Genomic DNA, 15874 nt, shown 5'->3' with positions numbered 1-15874 from the left:
ATGAACCTACGCGCCCTCACCCTCACCGTGTGCGTCGTCCTCGGTTCCTCCGCCTGGGCGGCGCCGCCGCTGGAGGTGGAAGACCCGATGCGCGGCCCCACCCCGGTCGCGCAAGAGACCGATCCGCCCCTCATCAGCCCGATCGAGAACAAGGACATCAAGCGGATGCGCACCTATTCGATGCAGCCGCCCACCATCCCGCACAAGATCGACGGCTACCAGATCGACAAAAACTTCAACCGCTGCCTGTCCTGTCACGCCCGGGTCAATACCGAGGAAACCCAGGCGCCGCCCCTGAGCGTGACCCACTACATGGACCGCGACAGCAATGTGCTGGCCGAGGTGTCGCCGCGCCGCTACTTCTGCGTGCAATGCCACGTGCCGCAGGCCGAAGCCAAGCCGCTGGTGACCAACACCTACCAGGACATCGATGTGATCCTAAAGCGCCTGACCGCTCCGGCGTCCGACAAGAAGTAAAGGACGGGAGGCTGCCATGGTCAAACTCATCAAGCGCTACTGGAACATCGTCCGCCGGCCCAGCGTGCACTTCAGCCTGGGCTTCCTGACGGTGGGCGGGTTCATCGGCGGCATCCTGTTCTGGGGCGCCTTCAACACCGCCATGGAACTCACCAATACGGAAAAGTTCTGCACCGGCTGCCATGAGATGCGCGACAACGTGTACGCCGAGCTCAAGGGCACCATCCACTTCACCAACCGCTCGGGCGTGCGTGCGCTGTGCTCCGACTGCCACGTTCCGCACAACTGGACGGACAAGATCGCGCGCAAGATGCAGGCGTCCAAGGAGGTGTGGGGCAAGATCTTCGGCACGATCGACACCCGCGAGAAGTTCGTGGACAAGCGCCTGGAACTGGCCCAGCACGAATGGGCGCGCTTCAAGGCCAACGATTCGCTGGAATGCCGCAACTGCCACAACTACGACTACATGGACTTCACGCGCCAGAGCGTGCGCGCGCAGAACATGCATTCCACCTACCTGGCCGACAAGAGCAAGACCTGCATCGACTGCCACAAGGGCATCGCCCACCAGTTGCCCAATATGGGGCCGGGCCAGACCTCGCTTGCGCCCGAGCCGGCGGGAGCCGGCAAAGAGGTCGCGCATGCGGCCCGCTGACGCGCCGCCTCCCGTCCTCTGCGCGCGCGGGCTGGCCAGCCGCCGCGGCGGTCCGCGGGGGCCGGGTCCGGTGGATTTCGAGCTGCATGCCGGCCAGCTGCTGCATGTGCGCGGCGCCAACGGCAGCGGTAAGACCAGCCTGCTGCGCACGCTCGCCGGCCTGCTGCGGCCTCTGGCGGGCAGCGTGCTCTGGCATGGCCGCGACGTGCGCCGCAACCCCTCGGCGTATTTCTCCGGCATGTCGTTCCTGGCGCACGGCAACGGCCTGTGCGGCGAACTGAGCGCCGTGGAGAACCTGCGCTACGCCCTGCACGTCGCGGGCACGCCGCGGCCGCAGCCGCGCATCGCCGAAACACTGCGCGACTGGCGGCTGGACCGCTGCGCCGACCTGCCCGCCCTGCGCCTGTCCCAAGGACAGAGCCGACGCCTGGCGCTCGCGGCGATCGTGCTGGGCAGCAAGCCCCTGTGGCTGCTGGACGAACCCGACGCCGGCCTGGACGCGGCCAGCCTGGAGCGGCTGCGCCTGACGCTGGACGCCCACCTGGCCGGAGGCGGAGCCGCCGTGGTCGCGTCGCACCGCGATCCGGGCACGGCCGCCGCCCACACCCAAACCCTGGACATGGATGACTACGCGGATGCTGGCTACGCTGTCGCAGTTGGCGTTACGTGAAATCCGGCTGGCCTGGAGACGGCCGGCGGATACGCTGGGCGCCACCCTGTTCTTTATTGTGACGGGCGCGATGTTCCCGCTGGCGGTCGGGCCCGACCCGGCGCTGCTGCTGGCGATCGGGCCGGGCGTGCTGTGGGTCTGCGCGCTGCTGGGCATCCTGCTGACCCTGAACCGTCCCTTCGCGCAGGATTACGACAACGGCGCGCTGGAACAATTGCTGGTGTCACCGCATCCGCTGCCGTTGCTGGTAGGCGTGAAACTCGCGGCGCACTGGTTCAGCAGCTGCCTGCCATTGATACTGGCCAGCCCTGTGCTGGCCCTGCAATTCGGCCTGGCGCCGCAGGCCATCGGCATCCTCGTGCTGTCGCTGCTGCTGGGCACGCCCACCCTGGCGCTCGTAGGCGGGCTGGGCGCGGCGCTGACGCTCGGCCTGCGCGGCGGGGCCCTGCTGCCGCTGCTGGTGCTGCCGCTATACGTGCCGGTGCTGATCTTCGGCGCCGGCGCCGTATCGGCCACGCATGCGGGCATGGGCGCGGGACCGCAGCTGTCGCTGCTGGGCGCCTGCCTGTGCCTGGCCATCCTGCTGTGCCCCTGGAGCGCGTCCGCGGCGCTGCGCGTGGCGCTGGACTAGCGCGTGTAGATACGAAGACGCCATGCAGAAGAATCCCGCCCTGGACGCCCGCCCTTCCCCCGCCTCCTCCCCGGTCTGGCTGCGCTATGCCTCGCCCGCCCTGTTCTATCCCCTGGCCGGCCGGCTGATCCCGTGGCTGGCGCTGGCCGCCGCGCTGCTGGCCGGCGCCGGGCTGTACGTGGGGCTGGCTGTCGCTCCCACCGACAGCCAACAGGGCGAGGTCTACCGCATCCTCTTCATCCACGTCGCGGCGGCCTGGATGTCGATGTTCCTGTACCTGGTCATGGCCATGTACGCGGCGCTGGGCCTGATCTTTCACACGCGCCTCTCGTTCATGATGATGCGGGCGCTGGCGCCCACCGGCGCGCTCTTCACCTTCCTGACGCTCTGGACCGGCGCGCTGTGGGGCAAGCCCACCTGGGGCACATGGTGGGTTTGGGACGCGCGCCTGACCTCCGAACTGATCCTGCTGTTCCTGTACCTGGGTTTCATGGCCTTGCAGGCGGCCGCCTCCGACGATACCGAGCGGGCGGACCGCGGCGGCGCCATCCTGCTGCTGGCGGGCGTGATCAACGTGCCCATCATTTATTTCTCGGTCCGCTGGTGGAATACCCTGCATCAGGGCGCCTCCATCAACCTAACCACCGCGCCCAGCATGGCGAACATCATGGTGGCGGCAATGCTGCTCATGGTGGCGGCGTTCTGGCTCTACAGCGCGGCGGCGGCGCTGGCCAGGGTGCGCGGCATCATCGCCGAGCGCGAACCCGCCGCCGCGCGCGCGGCCCGGCCCCCGCGGGAGGCGCGATGAGCTGGGACGCGCTGTTCTCGCTGCAGGGCCACGGCCCTTACTTGCTGGGCGCCTATGGAATGACGCTGGCGCTGATCGGCCTGGAGGCCTTCGTACTGTGGCGGCGGGCCCGCGCTCGTCGGACGGCGCCGGACTCCCTCTCCGGCCGCTCCGACGGAGCCAGGCCATGAGCCCGCGCAAGCGCCGCGCGCTGGCCATCGCCGGCGGCCTGGGCCTGCTGGCGCTGGCCGCGGCGCTGGTGCTCAACGCGCTGCAATCCAACCTGGTGTTCTTCTTCAGTCCCACCCAGGTCATCGCCAAGGAAGCGCCCGGCAGCGGCAGCTTCCGCGTCGGCGGCCTGGTGGAGCAGGGATCGCTGCGCCGCGAGGCCGACGGGCTGACGCTGCGTTTCGTGGTGACGGACACGGCGCATGCGGTGCCGGTGAGCTACCAGGGATTGCTGCCCGACCTGTTCCGCGAGGGCAAGGGCGTGGTGGTGGCGGGCAAGCTCGGGCCCGACGGCGTGTTCCGCGCGACCGAGGTGCTGGCCAAACACGACGAGAACTACATGCCGCCCGAAGCCGCCGACGCGCTCAAGCGGGCCAGCCCGAGCGCGGCGTCCGCGGGCTCCATGCGGGCGGAGGCGCGATGATTCCGGAGATCGGCCTGTTCAGCCTGATCCTGGCGCTGCTGGTGGCGCTGGCGCAAGGCATCCTGCCGCTGGTCGGCGCGGCCACCGGCTGGCAGGCGGGCCTGCGGGTGGCGCGGCCCGCCGCCATCGGGCAGTTCGGCTTGACCACGGTGGCCTTCTGCTGCCTGGCCTGGGCCTTCCTGGACAACGATTTCTCGGTTCTTTACGTGGCGGCCAACTCGCACGCCGACCTGCCGGCCGGCTATCGCTTCGCGGCGGTCTGGGGCGGGCACGAGGGCTCGCTGCTGCTATGGCTGTACCTGCTGACCGCCTGGAGCCTGGCCGTGGCGCTGTGCAGCCGGCAGCTGCCGCTGCCCTTCGTCGGACGAGTGCTGGCGGTGATGGGCTGGATCAGCGTGGGTTTCCTGCTGTTCCTGCTGTTCCTGTCCAATCCGTTCGAACGCCTGATGCCGCCGGCGATGGCCGGACGCGACCTGAATCCACTGCTGCAGGATCCCGGCATGATCGTGCATCCGCCCATGCTGTACATGGGCTACGTGGGTTTTTCCGTGGCCTTCGCCTTCGCGATCGCCGCGCTCCTGTCCGGAGAGCTGGACGCCATGTGGGCCCGCTGGGTCCGGCCATGGACGCTGGCCGCCTGGACCTTCCTGACCATCGGCATCCTGCTGGGCAGCGCCTGGGCCTACTATGTGCTGGGCTGGGGCGGCTGGTGGTTCTGGGACCCGGTGGAGAACGCCTCCTTCATGCCCTGGCTGGCGGGCACCGCGCTCATCCACTCCCTGATCGTGACCGAGCGGCGCGGCGCGTTCCGCAGCTGGACGGTGCTGCTGGCCATCTGCGCGTTCTCGCTCAGTATCCTGGGCACCTTCCTGGTGCGCTCGGGCGTGCTGACCTCCGTCCATGCCTTCGCGGTGGATCCGGGACGCGGGCTCTATATCCTGGCCTTCATGACCGCGATCGTGGGCGGCTCGCTGGCGCTGTATGCCTGGCGCGCGCCGGCGGTGGGCCTGGGCGGCGGCTTCTCGCTGCTATCGCGCGAGTCCCTGCTGCTGTCGAACAATGTGGTGCTGACCGTGGCGGCCGGTTCCGTGCTGCTGGGCACGCTGTATCCGGTGGTGCTGGACGTGCTGGAATGGGGCAAGATCTCCATCGGCCCGCCCTACTTCGAGGCCGTGTTCGTGCCGCTGATGACGCCCGCCATCTTCCTGATGGGCGTGGGCCCCGTCGCTCGCTGGAAGCAGGCGGAGCCTCCGGACCTGGCACGCCGCCTGCGCGTGGCCTTCGCCGTCAGCGTGGCCACCGCCGTGCTGCTGCCGCTGGCCATGCCCGGCCCGGCGCGGCTTGGGTCTCCCCTGGTCATCCTGGGGCTGTGGCTGGCGGCGTGGTCGGTGGCGAGCGCGGCCGCCCATGCCTGGCAGCGCCTGGCCGGCGGCGACGGCGACTGGCTGCGCCGGCTGGGCCGCCAGCCGCGCTCGTGGTATGGCATGTTGCTGGCCCACGCCGGGGTGGGCGTGTTCATCGCGGGCGTCACGCTGGCCAACGGCTACGAAGTCAAGCAGGAACTGCGGATGGAGCTGGGCGAAACGCGCGAGGCCGGCGGCTACCGGTTCACGTTCGCCAGCGTAGGGCCGGCCGCGGGCCCCAACTACAGCGCGCAGCGCGCCGTCTTCCCCGTCACGCGCGGGGGCAAGCCGGTGATCACCCTGTATCCCGAAAAACGCCTCTATACCGTACAGGACATGGCGCTGAGCCAGGCGGACATCGACAGCGGCTTTACGCGCGACCTGTTCGTGGCGCTGGGCGAGCCGGTGGGCGGCAATGCCTGGACCGTGCGCCTGCAGGTCAAACCCTTCATGACCTGGATCTGGTCGGGCTGCATCCTGATGGCGCTGGGCGGCCTGCTGGCGGCCGGCGACAAGCGCTATCGCCGCGCGCTGGAAGCGCGGACGCGGGCGCGTGAGGAGCCCGGGCCTCAGGCCGTACGGCCCACGCGGGAGGGAGCCTGATGCTGCGCTACCTGCTGCCGCTGGCCGCCTTCCTGGCGATGGCCGTATTCCTGGCTCTGGGATTGTCCCGCGACCCGCGGGCCGTGCCTTCCGTCCTGATCGACAAGCCGGCGCCTGCAATCGGCCTGCCCGTCCTGCTGGCGCCCGGCCAGAAACTGGACGTGCAGGCGCTGCGAGGACAGGTCTGGATGCTGAACGTGTGGGCCTCCTGGTGCGGCCCATGCCGCGACGAGCTCCCCGTGCTGCGCGAGGCCGCGCAGCGCCACGGGATTCCGCTGTACGGCCTCAACTACAAAGACAAGCCGGAAGACGCCACGGCCTGGCTGGCGCGCAACGGCAATCCGTACATCGCCTCGGCCAGCGATGCCGACGGCCGCGTCGGCATCGAGTACGGCGTCTACGGCGTGCCGGAAACCTTCGTGATCGACAAGAACGGCCGCATCCGCTACCGGCAGTTGGGCCTGATCACCCCCGAAATCTGGCGCAGCCACATGCTGCCGGCGATCGAGGCGCTGAAATGATGCGGCGGCTGTCCTGCCTTCCCGCCCTGGCCCTGGCGCTTGTCCTGCTGGGCCCGGCGCCCGCGCCGGCGCAAGCCCCTGCAACGCCCGCGCTTTCCGCCGCCCAGGAACAGCGCGCCGACAAGCTGGCCCACGGCCTGCGTTGCCTGGTATGCCAGAACCAGACGCTGGCCGAATCCAACGCGCCGCTGGCGCACGATATGCGCAAGCTGATCCGCAGCCAGCTCGCGGAAGGCAGGACGGATGCGCAGATCATGCGTTTCTTCGAGGACAGGTATGGCGACTTCGTGCGCTACGACCCGCCCTTCAAGCCCATCACCTGGCTTTTGTGGCTGGGGCCCTTCGCCCTGCTGGCGCTGGGCTTCGCCGTGCTGCTGCGCACGCTCAGGCGCCGATCCGGCCCCCGCGCGCCGCTCACCGCGGACGAGCGCGAGCGCGCCGCCCGCTTCCTGGATACCGGCTCATGACCACGCTCTGGCTCATCGTCGTGGTGTTGCTGCTGGCGACCCTGCTCTGCCTGATCCCGCCGCTACTGCGCCGCGCGCCCGCGGCGCAGGCAGCCGCCGACGACAACGTGCGCGCGTTCTACCTGGCGCAACGCGAACAGTTGCGGCGGGACCTGAAGAACGGAAGCCTGAGCGCGGAGGCGCAGGCGCGCGCCGAAGAAGAAATGCAGCGCGACCTGCTGCAGGACCTGGATCTGCGCCGCGCGCGCACCGCGCCCTGGGCCGGCCAGCGCGCGGGCGTGGCTGCCGCCTGCCTGCTCAGCGTGCTCATTCCCGTGGCCGCCGTGCTGCTATACGGCCAATTGGGCAATCCGCGCGCGGCCGCGGGCGCCGCCGCCATTCCGGCCGAACCGCACGCGGGAGCGTCGGGCGCTTCGAGCGACGACATGGCGCTCGCGATCAATGCGCTGGCCCAGCGCCTGCGAGGCGCGCCCGACGACGCCGATGGCTGGTACATGCTGGCGCGGTCCTACGAAACGCTGGGCCGCTACGCCGATGCCGTCGCCGCCTACCAGCAGGTGCTGCGCCTGGTGCCGGGCCAGGCCGCCGTGCTGGCCGACCTGGCCGACGCGCTGCTGTCCGCCAACCAGGGCGCGCCCGACGCGGCCTCCGTTGCGGCGGTCGCGCAGGCCCTGGCCGCGCAGCCCGACCAGCCGAAGGCCCTGGCGCTGGCAGGCATGATGGCCCTGCGCCGAGGCGACGCGGCCGAAGCGCTGGCGCATTGGGAACGCCTGCAGGCGCTGTTGCCGCCGGGATCGGAGGCGGCCAGGCAGATCCAATCGAATATCGCCCAGGCCCGCGCCATGGCGACGGGCGCGCCGCCCGCCCCTGCCGCGGCGGCATCCGCCGCGCCGGGCGCCGCTGCTTCCACCGCCCGCATCCGTGGACGCGCCAGCATCGCCGACGCGCTGCGCAGCCAGGTCGCGCCCACCGATACCGTATTCATCCTGGCGCGTCCGGAGGACGGTCCGCGCATGCCGCTGGCCATCCTGCGAATGCAGGTGGCCGACCTGCCCCGTGATTTCGTGCTGGACGACAGCAGCGCGATGTCGCCGGATGCAACGCTGTCGCGCGCCGGCAAGGTGCGGGTGGAGATCCGCGTCAGCCGGTCGGGCGCCGCGGCCGCCAGGCCCGGAGACCTGGGCGGCGCGCTGTCCGACGTCGGCATCCAGGCCGACGGGCTGGAGTTGGTGGCCGATACCGTCGTGCGCTAGGCCGCCGGCGCCGCGCGCGCCTCAGGCGCGCTCGATCCGCGCCGGCAGCCCCTGGCGCACCGCCGCGCCGGATACCCAATCGATCCAGACGTTGGCGTGCTCGCCGCGCGTGGCGTCGCCGAAGCCCAGGTCATTCAGGTTCACGCCCGCGCCCAGCGCCGGGTCATGCGGCATGGGCTTGCCATCCACCACGTGGGCGCGGGCGCCCAGCTCGGTATGGCCATAGCCGTGCTCGATGGCGACCGCGCCCGGCTGGATGCCGTCGCGCAACAGCGCCAGCCCCGTCACCGCGCCGCCGGGCGTCACGATACGCACCGCGTCGCCATTGCGTATGCCCAGGCGCTCGCCGTCCTGCCGGTTGATCGACACCGGGTTGTGCGGATGCACCTGGCGCAGGCGATTGACGCCGATGGACATGGAGCTCATCAGGTTGGATTTGAACGAGCTGAGCAGGAAGGGCCAGTCCTGCTTGCCGTATTCCGCGCGCATGTCGCGGCCGTCCGCGAGGCGGGTCGGATACCAGGTCGGGCAGCCGCTGTAGCGCTCGCCGGTCATGGAGTGGCGGAAGCTCGCCAGCTCCTCGCTCCAGATGTGCAGCGGCTTGGCGTAGGCAAGGCGCGTCTGCCGCGCCGCGCCCTCGCCAGCCCAGGCATCCTCCATCCTGTCGAAGCGCCCGCCCCGGCTCATCAGCATCGCGACCCGGCGCCATTCGCCCGGCTTGAGCTTTTGCCGCAGCAGGTCGCCATAGCGGTCCACGCCCGTCAGCGCCATGTCGTCGTCGCTGGCTTCCGGCACCGGCCGGCCGGCCGCGAAAGCGATGTTGGCCATGCCGCGCAGGAAGAAATCCTCCGGCGTGTCGAGCGCGTACTTGGCGCCGTCCTTGTCCGAGATGGCGTTCGCGCCGAAGCCCGGCATGTTGAGCCGCTTGGCGCAGGCGATCAGGAAGGTTTCCAGGCAGACCGGCTCGCCGGCGGCGGTGCGCGCCACCCGCGGCTGCACGGCGGGCCAGCGCACGGTGGAAGCCTTGGCCACCACGTCCGCCCAGGGCGCCGACACGCCCCAGCTTTCGTAGGTCACCGTGTCCGGCACGATGTAATCGGCCAGGGCATTGGTCTCGTTGATGAAAGGGTTGATCGACACAGCCAGGGGCAGGATGCTCGGATCCTTCATCTTGTCGATGACGACGCGCTTCAGGCCGGCAATGCCGTAGAGCGGGTTGCTCATGTGGTTGAACCAGACCTTGGCGCGGTACGGGTACCCTGCAAGCGCGGAGGCCAGCATCTCGGAACTGAGCCCGCCGGTGGCCGGGTACCAGGGCGCGTCCGCCGGATAGGCCGGCTGGCCGGCGGCCTTCTTGCGCTTGAACTCGCTGGACTTCTCGTAGGGGAAGCGGTTGCGCGACAGCCCCACGCCCTTCGGCGTGGCGCGGTTGGCGAAACCGGCGATGTTGTAGCGCGGCCCCTGGCCGTAGGGCGGGAACGGACCGGCGTCCAGCACCAGGCCGCCTTCCACGTTCAGGTTGCCCACCAGCGTGTTCAGCATAGCGATGGCATAGGCCGTGTAGAAGCCTGCCCCGCTCATCGTTCCGCCATGCGCGTCGGCGACGGCCCGCTTGCCGTAGCTGGTGAAGCGTTCGGCCAGCGACGCGATCTTCGCGGCCGGCACGCCGCAGAGCGCGGCGTATTCGTCCAGCGTCTTGCGCTGCGCTTCCTGGCGCAGCAGCGACAGCGAGGAACGGACGCGCAGCGCCTGCGGCGCGCCTTCCATGCCCGGCGCGGCCACGGCATCGTCGACGAACAGCGCGGCGGGCGAGGCCGAGGTATGCGGCGCCAGCGTGCCGTCTTCCAGGCGCACGACGTACACGTCCTCCCATTTCTCGCCGGCGTCGGCCGGACGCGGCCAGCCCAGGTCCGCGCCGCGCAGGAGGCTGCCCTGGCGCGGATGCCCCGCTTCCGCCACCACCAGATGGGTGGCGTTGGTCCAGGAAGCCTCGCCCGCGGCCTTCATGGCGGCGGGTCCGGGCTGCGACAGCATCCGGGCGTCGAAGCGTTCATGCTCCAGGATCCAGCGGATCAGGCCCATGGCTAGCGCCAGGTCGCTCGCCGGATTGACGGGCACCCACTCGTTGCCCGATCCGGCCGACAGGCTGGAAGACGCGGGCAGCACCGGCGAAACGACCACGTAGCTGAAACCGTTGTCTTCGGGACGCACGCGGGCCTCGGCCAACTGGCGGGCCTGGCGCTGGAACGGGTTGCCCGCCTGCGCCGGCGCCGCGCCGATGAACAGGCCGAAGCGCGCGTTGTCCCAATCGGGCTTGCCGTGGGGCATGCCCTTCAGGTCGCCAAAGGCGGCGCCCGTCCCCACGCGGAAGCTCTGGCCGCAATAGGAGCCGTGGTTGCTGAAGTTGACCGTGCCGAACGACTGGCCCGCGAAGCGCTGGATCAGCGGAGTGCGGCCTTCGTTGGAGGCGTCGGTGAAAAGGAACTGGTTGACCTTGGCGCCGTACTCGGGGTTTTGCGGGTCCAGCAGCGTCTCGCGGTCGAAGATGGCGCGCAACCCCTCCACATGGCCCTCGCCGAACAGGTCGCCGCCTTCGCAGACCTCCTGCACCAGCTGCTCGAACGAAATGGTCTGCCACTTGCCCTCGCCGCGCGCGCCCACCCGCTTCAGCGGCTGCAGCACACGGAAGGGGCTGTTCATCTGCTCCAGCATGGCCGAGCCGCGCGCACACGAGGTGGCCCGCCCTTCCAGGCCGTTGTCGCCGCCCAGTTGCGCGTAGACCTCGCGCACCGGCGTTTCCATCGCGGCGGGCCGGGTCGTGGCCAGCGGATGGTACGGATTGCCGGCCACGCGCAGGATGCGGTTTTCCTTGGTGTCCACGCGCAGCCTCACGCCGCACTGGGTCCAGCAGCCGAGACAGCTCGAAGGGCTGACGGTCTGGCCCGGCTGGGCGCTGAGCACGCCCGTCAAGGGATCGATGCGGAATTCGGGAACCAGCGAGTTGCCGCGCACGGCATGGGCCGTCGGCACGCCGGCCGTGCCCTGCGCCAGGCCCTTGACCGCGCGGGTCACGGTTTCACCGTAGCCCGCAGCAAAAGCCGCCATGCCGCCGGCGACCAGGCCGCCCCGCATCATGAGCTTGCGCCGCGCCTCGTCACGCGGCTGGTCCGCCGCGCCGGCCGCCTCCGCGTCAGGCTTGCCGTCTTGGTGTTGCTTGTCCATTGCTTTCTTTTCCATGTTCTTTCGTCTTGCCTCAGGCGGCCATGCCCCGCTTGCGCGCGGGGAACAGTTCCAGGGCGTAGGTCACGGCGGCGATCAGCGCCACGCACAGGCCCAGCACGCCCACCATGCCGAGCAGACCGTCGCTGCCCCAGGGCATGTCGTACAGATAGAGGCCGGCGCCGTACTTCGGCACGCCCTGCACGCTCATGAATACGACCCAGCGGAAGATCCAGGCGGCGGCCAGCATGGTCAGCGCCAGCGCGGCCGATGGCAGGGGCTCGGCCAACGTCCGGGCGGGACGCTGCAACAGCGCGATCATGCAGAAGGCAGTGATCACGGCGCCCGCCAGGCTGACGCGCCAGATCGGGAATTCGGCGAACAGGCGCAGGGCGGCGTCGAAGGACGGATCCAGCCCCAGCATGCCCAGCAGCGCCCAGGCGCCGGCGCCCAGCGCCATCATCACGACGGCGGTGAGACTCAGCCGGCGCAGCATGTCCACCGGCAAGGCGCGCGTGCCGCCGGGCAGCCATCGGCCCACCAGGAACATGGCGCCCAGCGAACCCAGCCACGCGGTCAGCGCGAAGTTCACGGGCAGGAACACCGTGTGCCACAGCGGCCGCGAGCGCAGCACCATGACTTCGGCCCCGGTGTAGACCAGGATGGACAATGCCGAGACGGCCAGCGCCGCGGCCACCGCGCGCATCCAGCTGGCGCGGCCCCACCACCAGGCGGCGCAGAACAGCAGCGACAGGGTCACGAATACCGGCAGCAGCAGCGCGCCCAGCCACATCCAGGACCAGGGCGTGAAATGCGCGTAGAAATGCCAGAACCGCCCCGGCTGGTGCAGATCGGCCAGCAGCGAGACGGGCGCCGCGATGGCGCTGACCAGCAGCACCGTCACGGCGGCGGGCAGCAGTCGCCGGGCGGGCGAATCCGCGCGCCCGAAGGCGGCGAACGCGGCGGTCAGCGCGGTGGTCGCGCTGATGCCGATGAGGAAAAAGTACTGCACGGCCCAGGGCAGCCAGGCCGCGTCATAGACCGGTGTGAGCAATTCCGAGATCTGCATGGATATCCCCTTCGATGGCTCAATGGCCGCCGGCCAGCCGCACGCCGGCCTGGCCGTCGACCTGATGGACGAACGCATCGGGCAGGCCGATGTAATAGACGTGGGGATCGGTCTTCATTTCGGGCTTGAGCACCTTGACGTCGGCCTTGTGCTCGGCCAGCAGCTGGGAGATCGCGCTTTCCGGATCGTTCAAGTCGCCGATCACGCGCGCGCCGCCCACGCAGCTTTCCACGCAGGCCGGCAGCAGCCCCGCTTCCAGCCGGTGCTCGCAGAACGTGCACTTGTCGGCGGTCTGGGTTTCATGGTTGATGAAGCGGGCATCGTAGGGACAGGCCTGCACGCAGTACGCGCAGCCGACGCAACGCTCGTTGTCGACCAGCACGATGCCGTCTTCTCGCTGGAAGGTGGCCTGCACCGGACAGACGGGCACGCAAGGCGGGTTGTCGCAGTGGTTGCACAGGCGCGGCAACATCACCATGGAGGCGGGGCCGCCGGCATCGGGCGTGACTTCGTATTGCAGGACGGTGGTGCGGAACTGCCCGATGGGGGGCAGGTTTTCCATGGAACAGCTGACCGTACAGGATTGGCAGCCGATGCATTTGCGCATGTCGACAACCATGCCGTAACGCTTGCCGGGCATGCCCGGACGGCGCGGAGGCTGGCCGTTCAAGCCCGTCGCTTCGGCGCGGATGGGTATGACGGTGGCCGCCGCCCCCAGCCCAAGAAGTCCTTTCAGGAAGCCTCGTTTACCCGGCAAAGGCGTTTCCGGGGGGCTGGCGGGGGTATGCATAACGGTTCTCCAAGCGCATATCTGCTACAAGAATTAACTTATCACTTGGAGTTATATAGAGGCTTGATTTGAATCAACCGGGGACGGATTACCCGGGTTTTCCCCTGCTTTATCGGGTATCCGCCCTCAATCCCGAAGCGTGAGCGCCCGCCTCCAGGCGGCCAGCTTCTGCTCGAACGAGACCGCCGCGTGCGCGGGGCTGGTCGACGGCAGGTCGACGTATTCCAGGCTGGCCGCGAGGCCGGGCAGCACGTGGCGCCGGTAGAGGGAGGCGGCCTTGCCGCCGTTGAAACACACGCGGACGATGGCCGGGTGGCGTTCCAGGAATGCGGCGAAATCGTTGGCGACGAGGGTGTCGCCACGGATGTCGGCATCCAGGCTGCCGGGGCGCTCGCAGGCTTGCAGCACGTCCCAGAGGGCGACGCCCGCCGCCTGCAACGCAAGCAGGCGATCGGGGTAGTCCAGCGCGGGATCGAAGCCGTGCACGGCGGCCGCGATGGGCCAGAAGGCGTTGCGCGGATGCGCGTAATAGCGGGCCTGCCTGAGCGAGGCCACGCCGGGCATGGAGCCCAGCACCAGGATGCGGGCGTCGGGCGCCGCCACCGGAGCAAAGCCCCGCACCTGATCGTTTTGCCCTGCCCGGGCCGGGTCCACACTGGTTCGCATGGCGACAGGATACGCGAGGCGGCGCGGCCCGGCCGCCCGCGCCCCACCGTCCGATAGGTAGAACAGTGCTTATCAGTGGCAGGGACTACCGCCGCGGGCGTTGCGCCCTTATCTTCATAACCATGACGAACGGCCCCGTAGGGGCCGCGCAACAGGAAATACGACCATGAAGAAGATCCTCGGTTTGCATGCCAGCCCCCGTCCCCACTGGGTGGGCGACGGCTTTCCGGTGCGTTCGATGTTCTCCTACAACGACAAAGGCAAGAACACCAGCCCGTTCCTGCTGCTGGACTACGCCGGCCCGGCCCAATTCGAGCCGGCCGAGCATCCGCGCGGCGTCGGGCAGCACCCGCACCGCGGCTTTGAAACCGTGACCATCGTCTACAGCGGCGAAGTCGAGCACCGCGATTCCACCGGCAACGGCGGCGTCATCGGTCCCGGCGACGTGCAATGGATGACGGCGGCCTCGGGCATCCTGCACGAGGAATTCCATTCCCCCGCGTTCACCCGCAAGGGCGGCGAGCTGGAAATGGTGCAGCTCTGGGTCAACCTGCCCGCCAAGGACAAGACGGCGCCGGCCGGCTACCAGGGCATCCTCAACGCGGACATCCCGGCGGTGGCGCTGCCGGACGATGCGGGCACGCTGCGCGTGATCGCGGGCAGCTACGCGGGCCAGGCCGGGCCGGCGCGCACCTTCACGCCCATGGATGTCTGGGACGTGAGGCTGGCCGCGGGCAAGTCAGCGGTCTTCCCGATCGCCGCGGGCCGCAACAGCATGCTGGTGATGCTGCGCGGCACGGTGCTGGTCAACGGCGAATCCGTCGCCCGCGATGCGCAGCTGGCCCTGTTCTCGCAAGAGGGCGAGGACATCACCGTCGAAGCCAACAACGACGCGATGTTCCTGGTGCTCAGCGGCGAGCCCATCGACGAGCCGGTGGTCGGCTACGGCCCGTTCGTGATGAACTCGCAGGCCGAGATCGTCGAAGCGATCCAGGACTTCAACGCCGGCCGCTACGGCAAGATGCACTGAGCGGCACGGGGCCGGCCCGCCAGGGCCGGCCCCGTGCGCGCATGTTCCTTGATCAGGCGCATGAAGCGCTGCACCTGCCGGCTGGGACGCTCGAAGCGCGAACGCACCAGGCTCAGCGACAGCGGGATCGATTCCCGCAGCGGCCGCGTCACCACGCCAGGCCAGCCCTGCTCGCCGACCGAGAACTGGTCGACGATCGCCACGCCCGCCCCTACCCGCACCAGCGCGCAGGCCAGTTCCGCGCGCACGATGTCCACCGCCGAGGTCCAGCTCACGTTGGCCCGTTGGAAGGCCGCGGCGACGAGCTGTCCGAAGGGAATGTTGCGGCTGTAGAGGATCAGCCGGTGCTGGGCCAGCTCGGCCAGCCCCACCGCCGGCTGGGACGCCAGGGGATGCCCCTGCGGCAGGATGCAGACCATCTCGCCCGTGGCCAGCGGCTCCACCACCAGATTCGGATGGTCTATCGGCAGCACGGATATGGCCAGTTCGGCCTTGCGCCCCAACAGTTCATGCGCCATGTCGGCCAGCAGCGTGGTGTGGTACTTGAGCCTGACGTTGGGATAGAGCTCCAGATATTGCGCAATGACGGGCGGCACGAAGTTCAGCGCCAGGCTGGGGCTGGAGCACAGCGTCAATGCGCCTTCCGGCCGTTCGGCCAGGTCGCGGGCCAGTTCGTCGATGCGCAGCGCTTCCTCGAACAGCGGCCCCACTTCCTGGAACAGCCGGTGCGCCTCCGGGGTGGGCGTGAGCTTGCCCTTGTCGCGCTCGAACAACTGCAGGCCCAGGCTCAGTTCCGTATGGGCGATGAGGCGGCTGATGGCGGGCTGCGACACGAAAAGCAGCTTGGCCGCCCCGTTCATGGAGCCGGTCAGCATCACCGCCCTGAATACTTCCATCTGCCTGAGCTTGAAACGCATGATTGAGCCAATAACCGTTTGTTATATCCCCTGCCCAACTTAGCATAACTGCGGAACCTGGGCA

17 protein-coding genes are annotated in these 15874 nt (G+C 69.5%); 12 read left to right on the top strand and 5 right to left on the bottom strand.

Features of this window, described 5'->3' with window-relative positions; translation table 11 throughout:
- From JL37_RS16410 to ccmI, 11 genes are read left to right on the top strand one after another with little or no spacing between them, the layout of a single operon-like run.
- On the top strand, positions 1-477 hold the full coding sequence (locus JL37_RS16410; protein ID WP_043545385.1) for a nitrate reductase cytochrome c-type subunit: 477 nt from the start codon (positions 1-3) through the stop codon (positions 475-477).
- 16 nt (positions 478-493) lie between these two features.
- Positions 494-1132, top strand: a complete 639-nt coding sequence (locus JL37_RS16405; protein ID WP_043545384.1) for a cytochrome c3 family protein — start codon at positions 494-496, stop codon at positions 1130-1132.
- On the top strand, positions 1119-1802 hold the full coding sequence (ccmA, locus tag JL37_RS16400; protein WP_043545383.1) for a heme ABC exporter ATP-binding protein CcmA: 684 nt from the start codon (positions 1119-1121) through the stop codon (positions 1800-1802). Before JL37_RS16405 ends, ccmA begins: the two co-directional genes overlap by 14 nt.
- Positions 1768-2433, top strand: coding sequence for a heme exporter protein CcmB (ccmB, locus tag JL37_RS16395; protein ID WP_043545382.1), 666 nt, complete (start codon positions 1768-1770; stop codon positions 2431-2433). The genes ccmA and ccmB overlap by 35 nt, the downstream gene beginning before the upstream one ends.
- 22 nt (positions 2434-2455) lie before the next feature.
- On the top strand, positions 2456-3241 hold the full coding sequence (gene ccmC / locus JL37_RS16390; RefSeq protein ID WP_043545381.1) for a heme ABC transporter permease CcmC: 786 nt from the start codon (positions 2456-2458) through the stop codon (positions 3239-3241).
- Complete coding sequence (gene ccmD, locus JL37_RS16385) at positions 3238-3411, top strand: heme exporter protein CcmD (protein WP_043545380.1); 174 nt, start codon at positions 3238-3240, stop codon at positions 3409-3411. Before ccmC ends, ccmD begins: the two co-directional genes overlap by 4 nt.
- Positions 3408-3872, top strand: coding sequence for a cytochrome c maturation protein CcmE (gene ccmE / locus JL37_RS16380; protein ID WP_043545379.1), 465 nt, complete (start codon positions 3408-3410; stop codon positions 3870-3872). The genes ccmD and ccmE overlap by 4 nt, the downstream gene beginning before the upstream one ends.
- Positions 3869-5878: a heme lyase CcmF/NrfE family subunit gene (locus JL37_RS16375; protein ID WP_043545378.1), complete on the top strand. Its 2010-nt coding sequence runs from the start codon at positions 3869-3871 to the stop codon at positions 5876-5878. Before ccmE ends, JL37_RS16375 begins: the two co-directional genes overlap by 4 nt.
- Positions 5878-6399 carry a DsbE family thiol:disulfide interchange protein gene (locus JL37_RS16370; protein ID WP_043545377.1) on the top strand — a complete coding sequence of 174 codons (522 nt, stop codon included), beginning with the start codon at positions 5878-5880 and terminating at the stop codon, positions 6397-6399. The genes JL37_RS16375 and JL37_RS16370 overlap by 1 nt, the downstream gene beginning before the upstream one ends.
- On the top strand, positions 6399-6866 hold the full coding sequence (locus JL37_RS16365) for a cytochrome c-type biogenesis protein (protein ID WP_156124334.1): 468 nt from the start codon (positions 6399-6401) through the stop codon (positions 6864-6866). Before JL37_RS16370 ends, JL37_RS16365 begins: the two co-directional genes overlap by 1 nt.
- Positions 6863-8119, top strand: coding sequence for a c-type cytochrome biogenesis protein CcmI (gene ccmI, locus JL37_RS16360; protein WP_043545375.1), 1257 nt, complete (start codon positions 6863-6865; stop codon positions 8117-8119). The genes JL37_RS16365 and ccmI overlap by 4 nt, the downstream gene beginning before the upstream one ends.
- 21 nt (positions 8120-8140) lie before the next feature.
- Here the strand turns inward: ccmI and JL37_RS16355 are convergent, their stop codons facing one another.
- From JL37_RS16355 to JL37_RS16340, 4 genes are all read right to left on the bottom strand, one after another.
- Positions 8141-11341 (bottom strand): tetrathionate reductase subunit A, encoded by a 3201-nt coding sequence (locus tag JL37_RS16355; RefSeq protein WP_043545374.1) that lies wholly within the window; start codon positions 11339-11341, stop codon positions 8141-8143.
- 31 nt (positions 11342-11372) lie between these two features.
- Positions 11373-12407, bottom strand: a complete 1035-nt coding sequence (nrfD, locus tag JL37_RS16350) for an NrfD/PsrC family molybdoenzyme membrane anchor subunit (protein ID WP_043545373.1) — start codon at positions 12405-12407, stop codon at positions 11373-11375.
- A gap of 19 nt (positions 12408-12426) precedes the next feature.
- The gene (gene dsrO / locus JL37_RS16345; RefSeq protein WP_043545372.1) at positions 12427-13197 is read right to left on the bottom strand and encodes a sulfate reduction electron transfer complex DsrMKJOP subunit DsrO; all 771 of its coding nucleotides are present in this window, start codon (positions 13195-13197) and stop codon (positions 12427-12429) included.
- 126 nt (positions 13198-13323) lie between these two features.
- Complete coding sequence (locus JL37_RS16340) at positions 13324-13863, bottom strand: DNA-deoxyinosine glycosylase (RefSeq protein ID WP_043545369.1); 540 nt, start codon at positions 13861-13863, stop codon at positions 13324-13326.
- A 166-nt stretch (positions 13864-14029) separates the two neighbouring features.
- Here JL37_RS16340 and JL37_RS16335 point away from each other — a divergent pair, with 166 nt between their 5' ends.
- Positions 14030-14893, top strand: a complete 864-nt coding sequence (locus JL37_RS16335) for a pirin family protein (protein ID WP_043545368.1) — start codon at positions 14030-14032, stop codon at positions 14891-14893.
- Here the strand turns inward: JL37_RS16335 and JL37_RS16330 are convergent.
- Positions 14875-15810: a LysR family transcriptional regulator gene (locus tag JL37_RS16330; protein ID WP_043545367.1), complete on the bottom strand. Its 936-nt coding sequence runs from the start codon at positions 15808-15810 to the stop codon at positions 14875-14877. The genes JL37_RS16335 and JL37_RS16330 overlap by 19 nt on opposite strands.
- Positions 15811-15874 lie beyond the last annotated feature (64 nt).

Origin of the sequence: Achromobacter sp. RTa (assembly GCF_000757485.1) — a bacterium.
Classification (GTDB): Bacteria; Pseudomonadota; Gammaproteobacteria; order Burkholderiales; family Burkholderiaceae_B; genus Achromobacter.
This window is presented reverse-complemented; position numbering and strand designations above follow the sequence as displayed.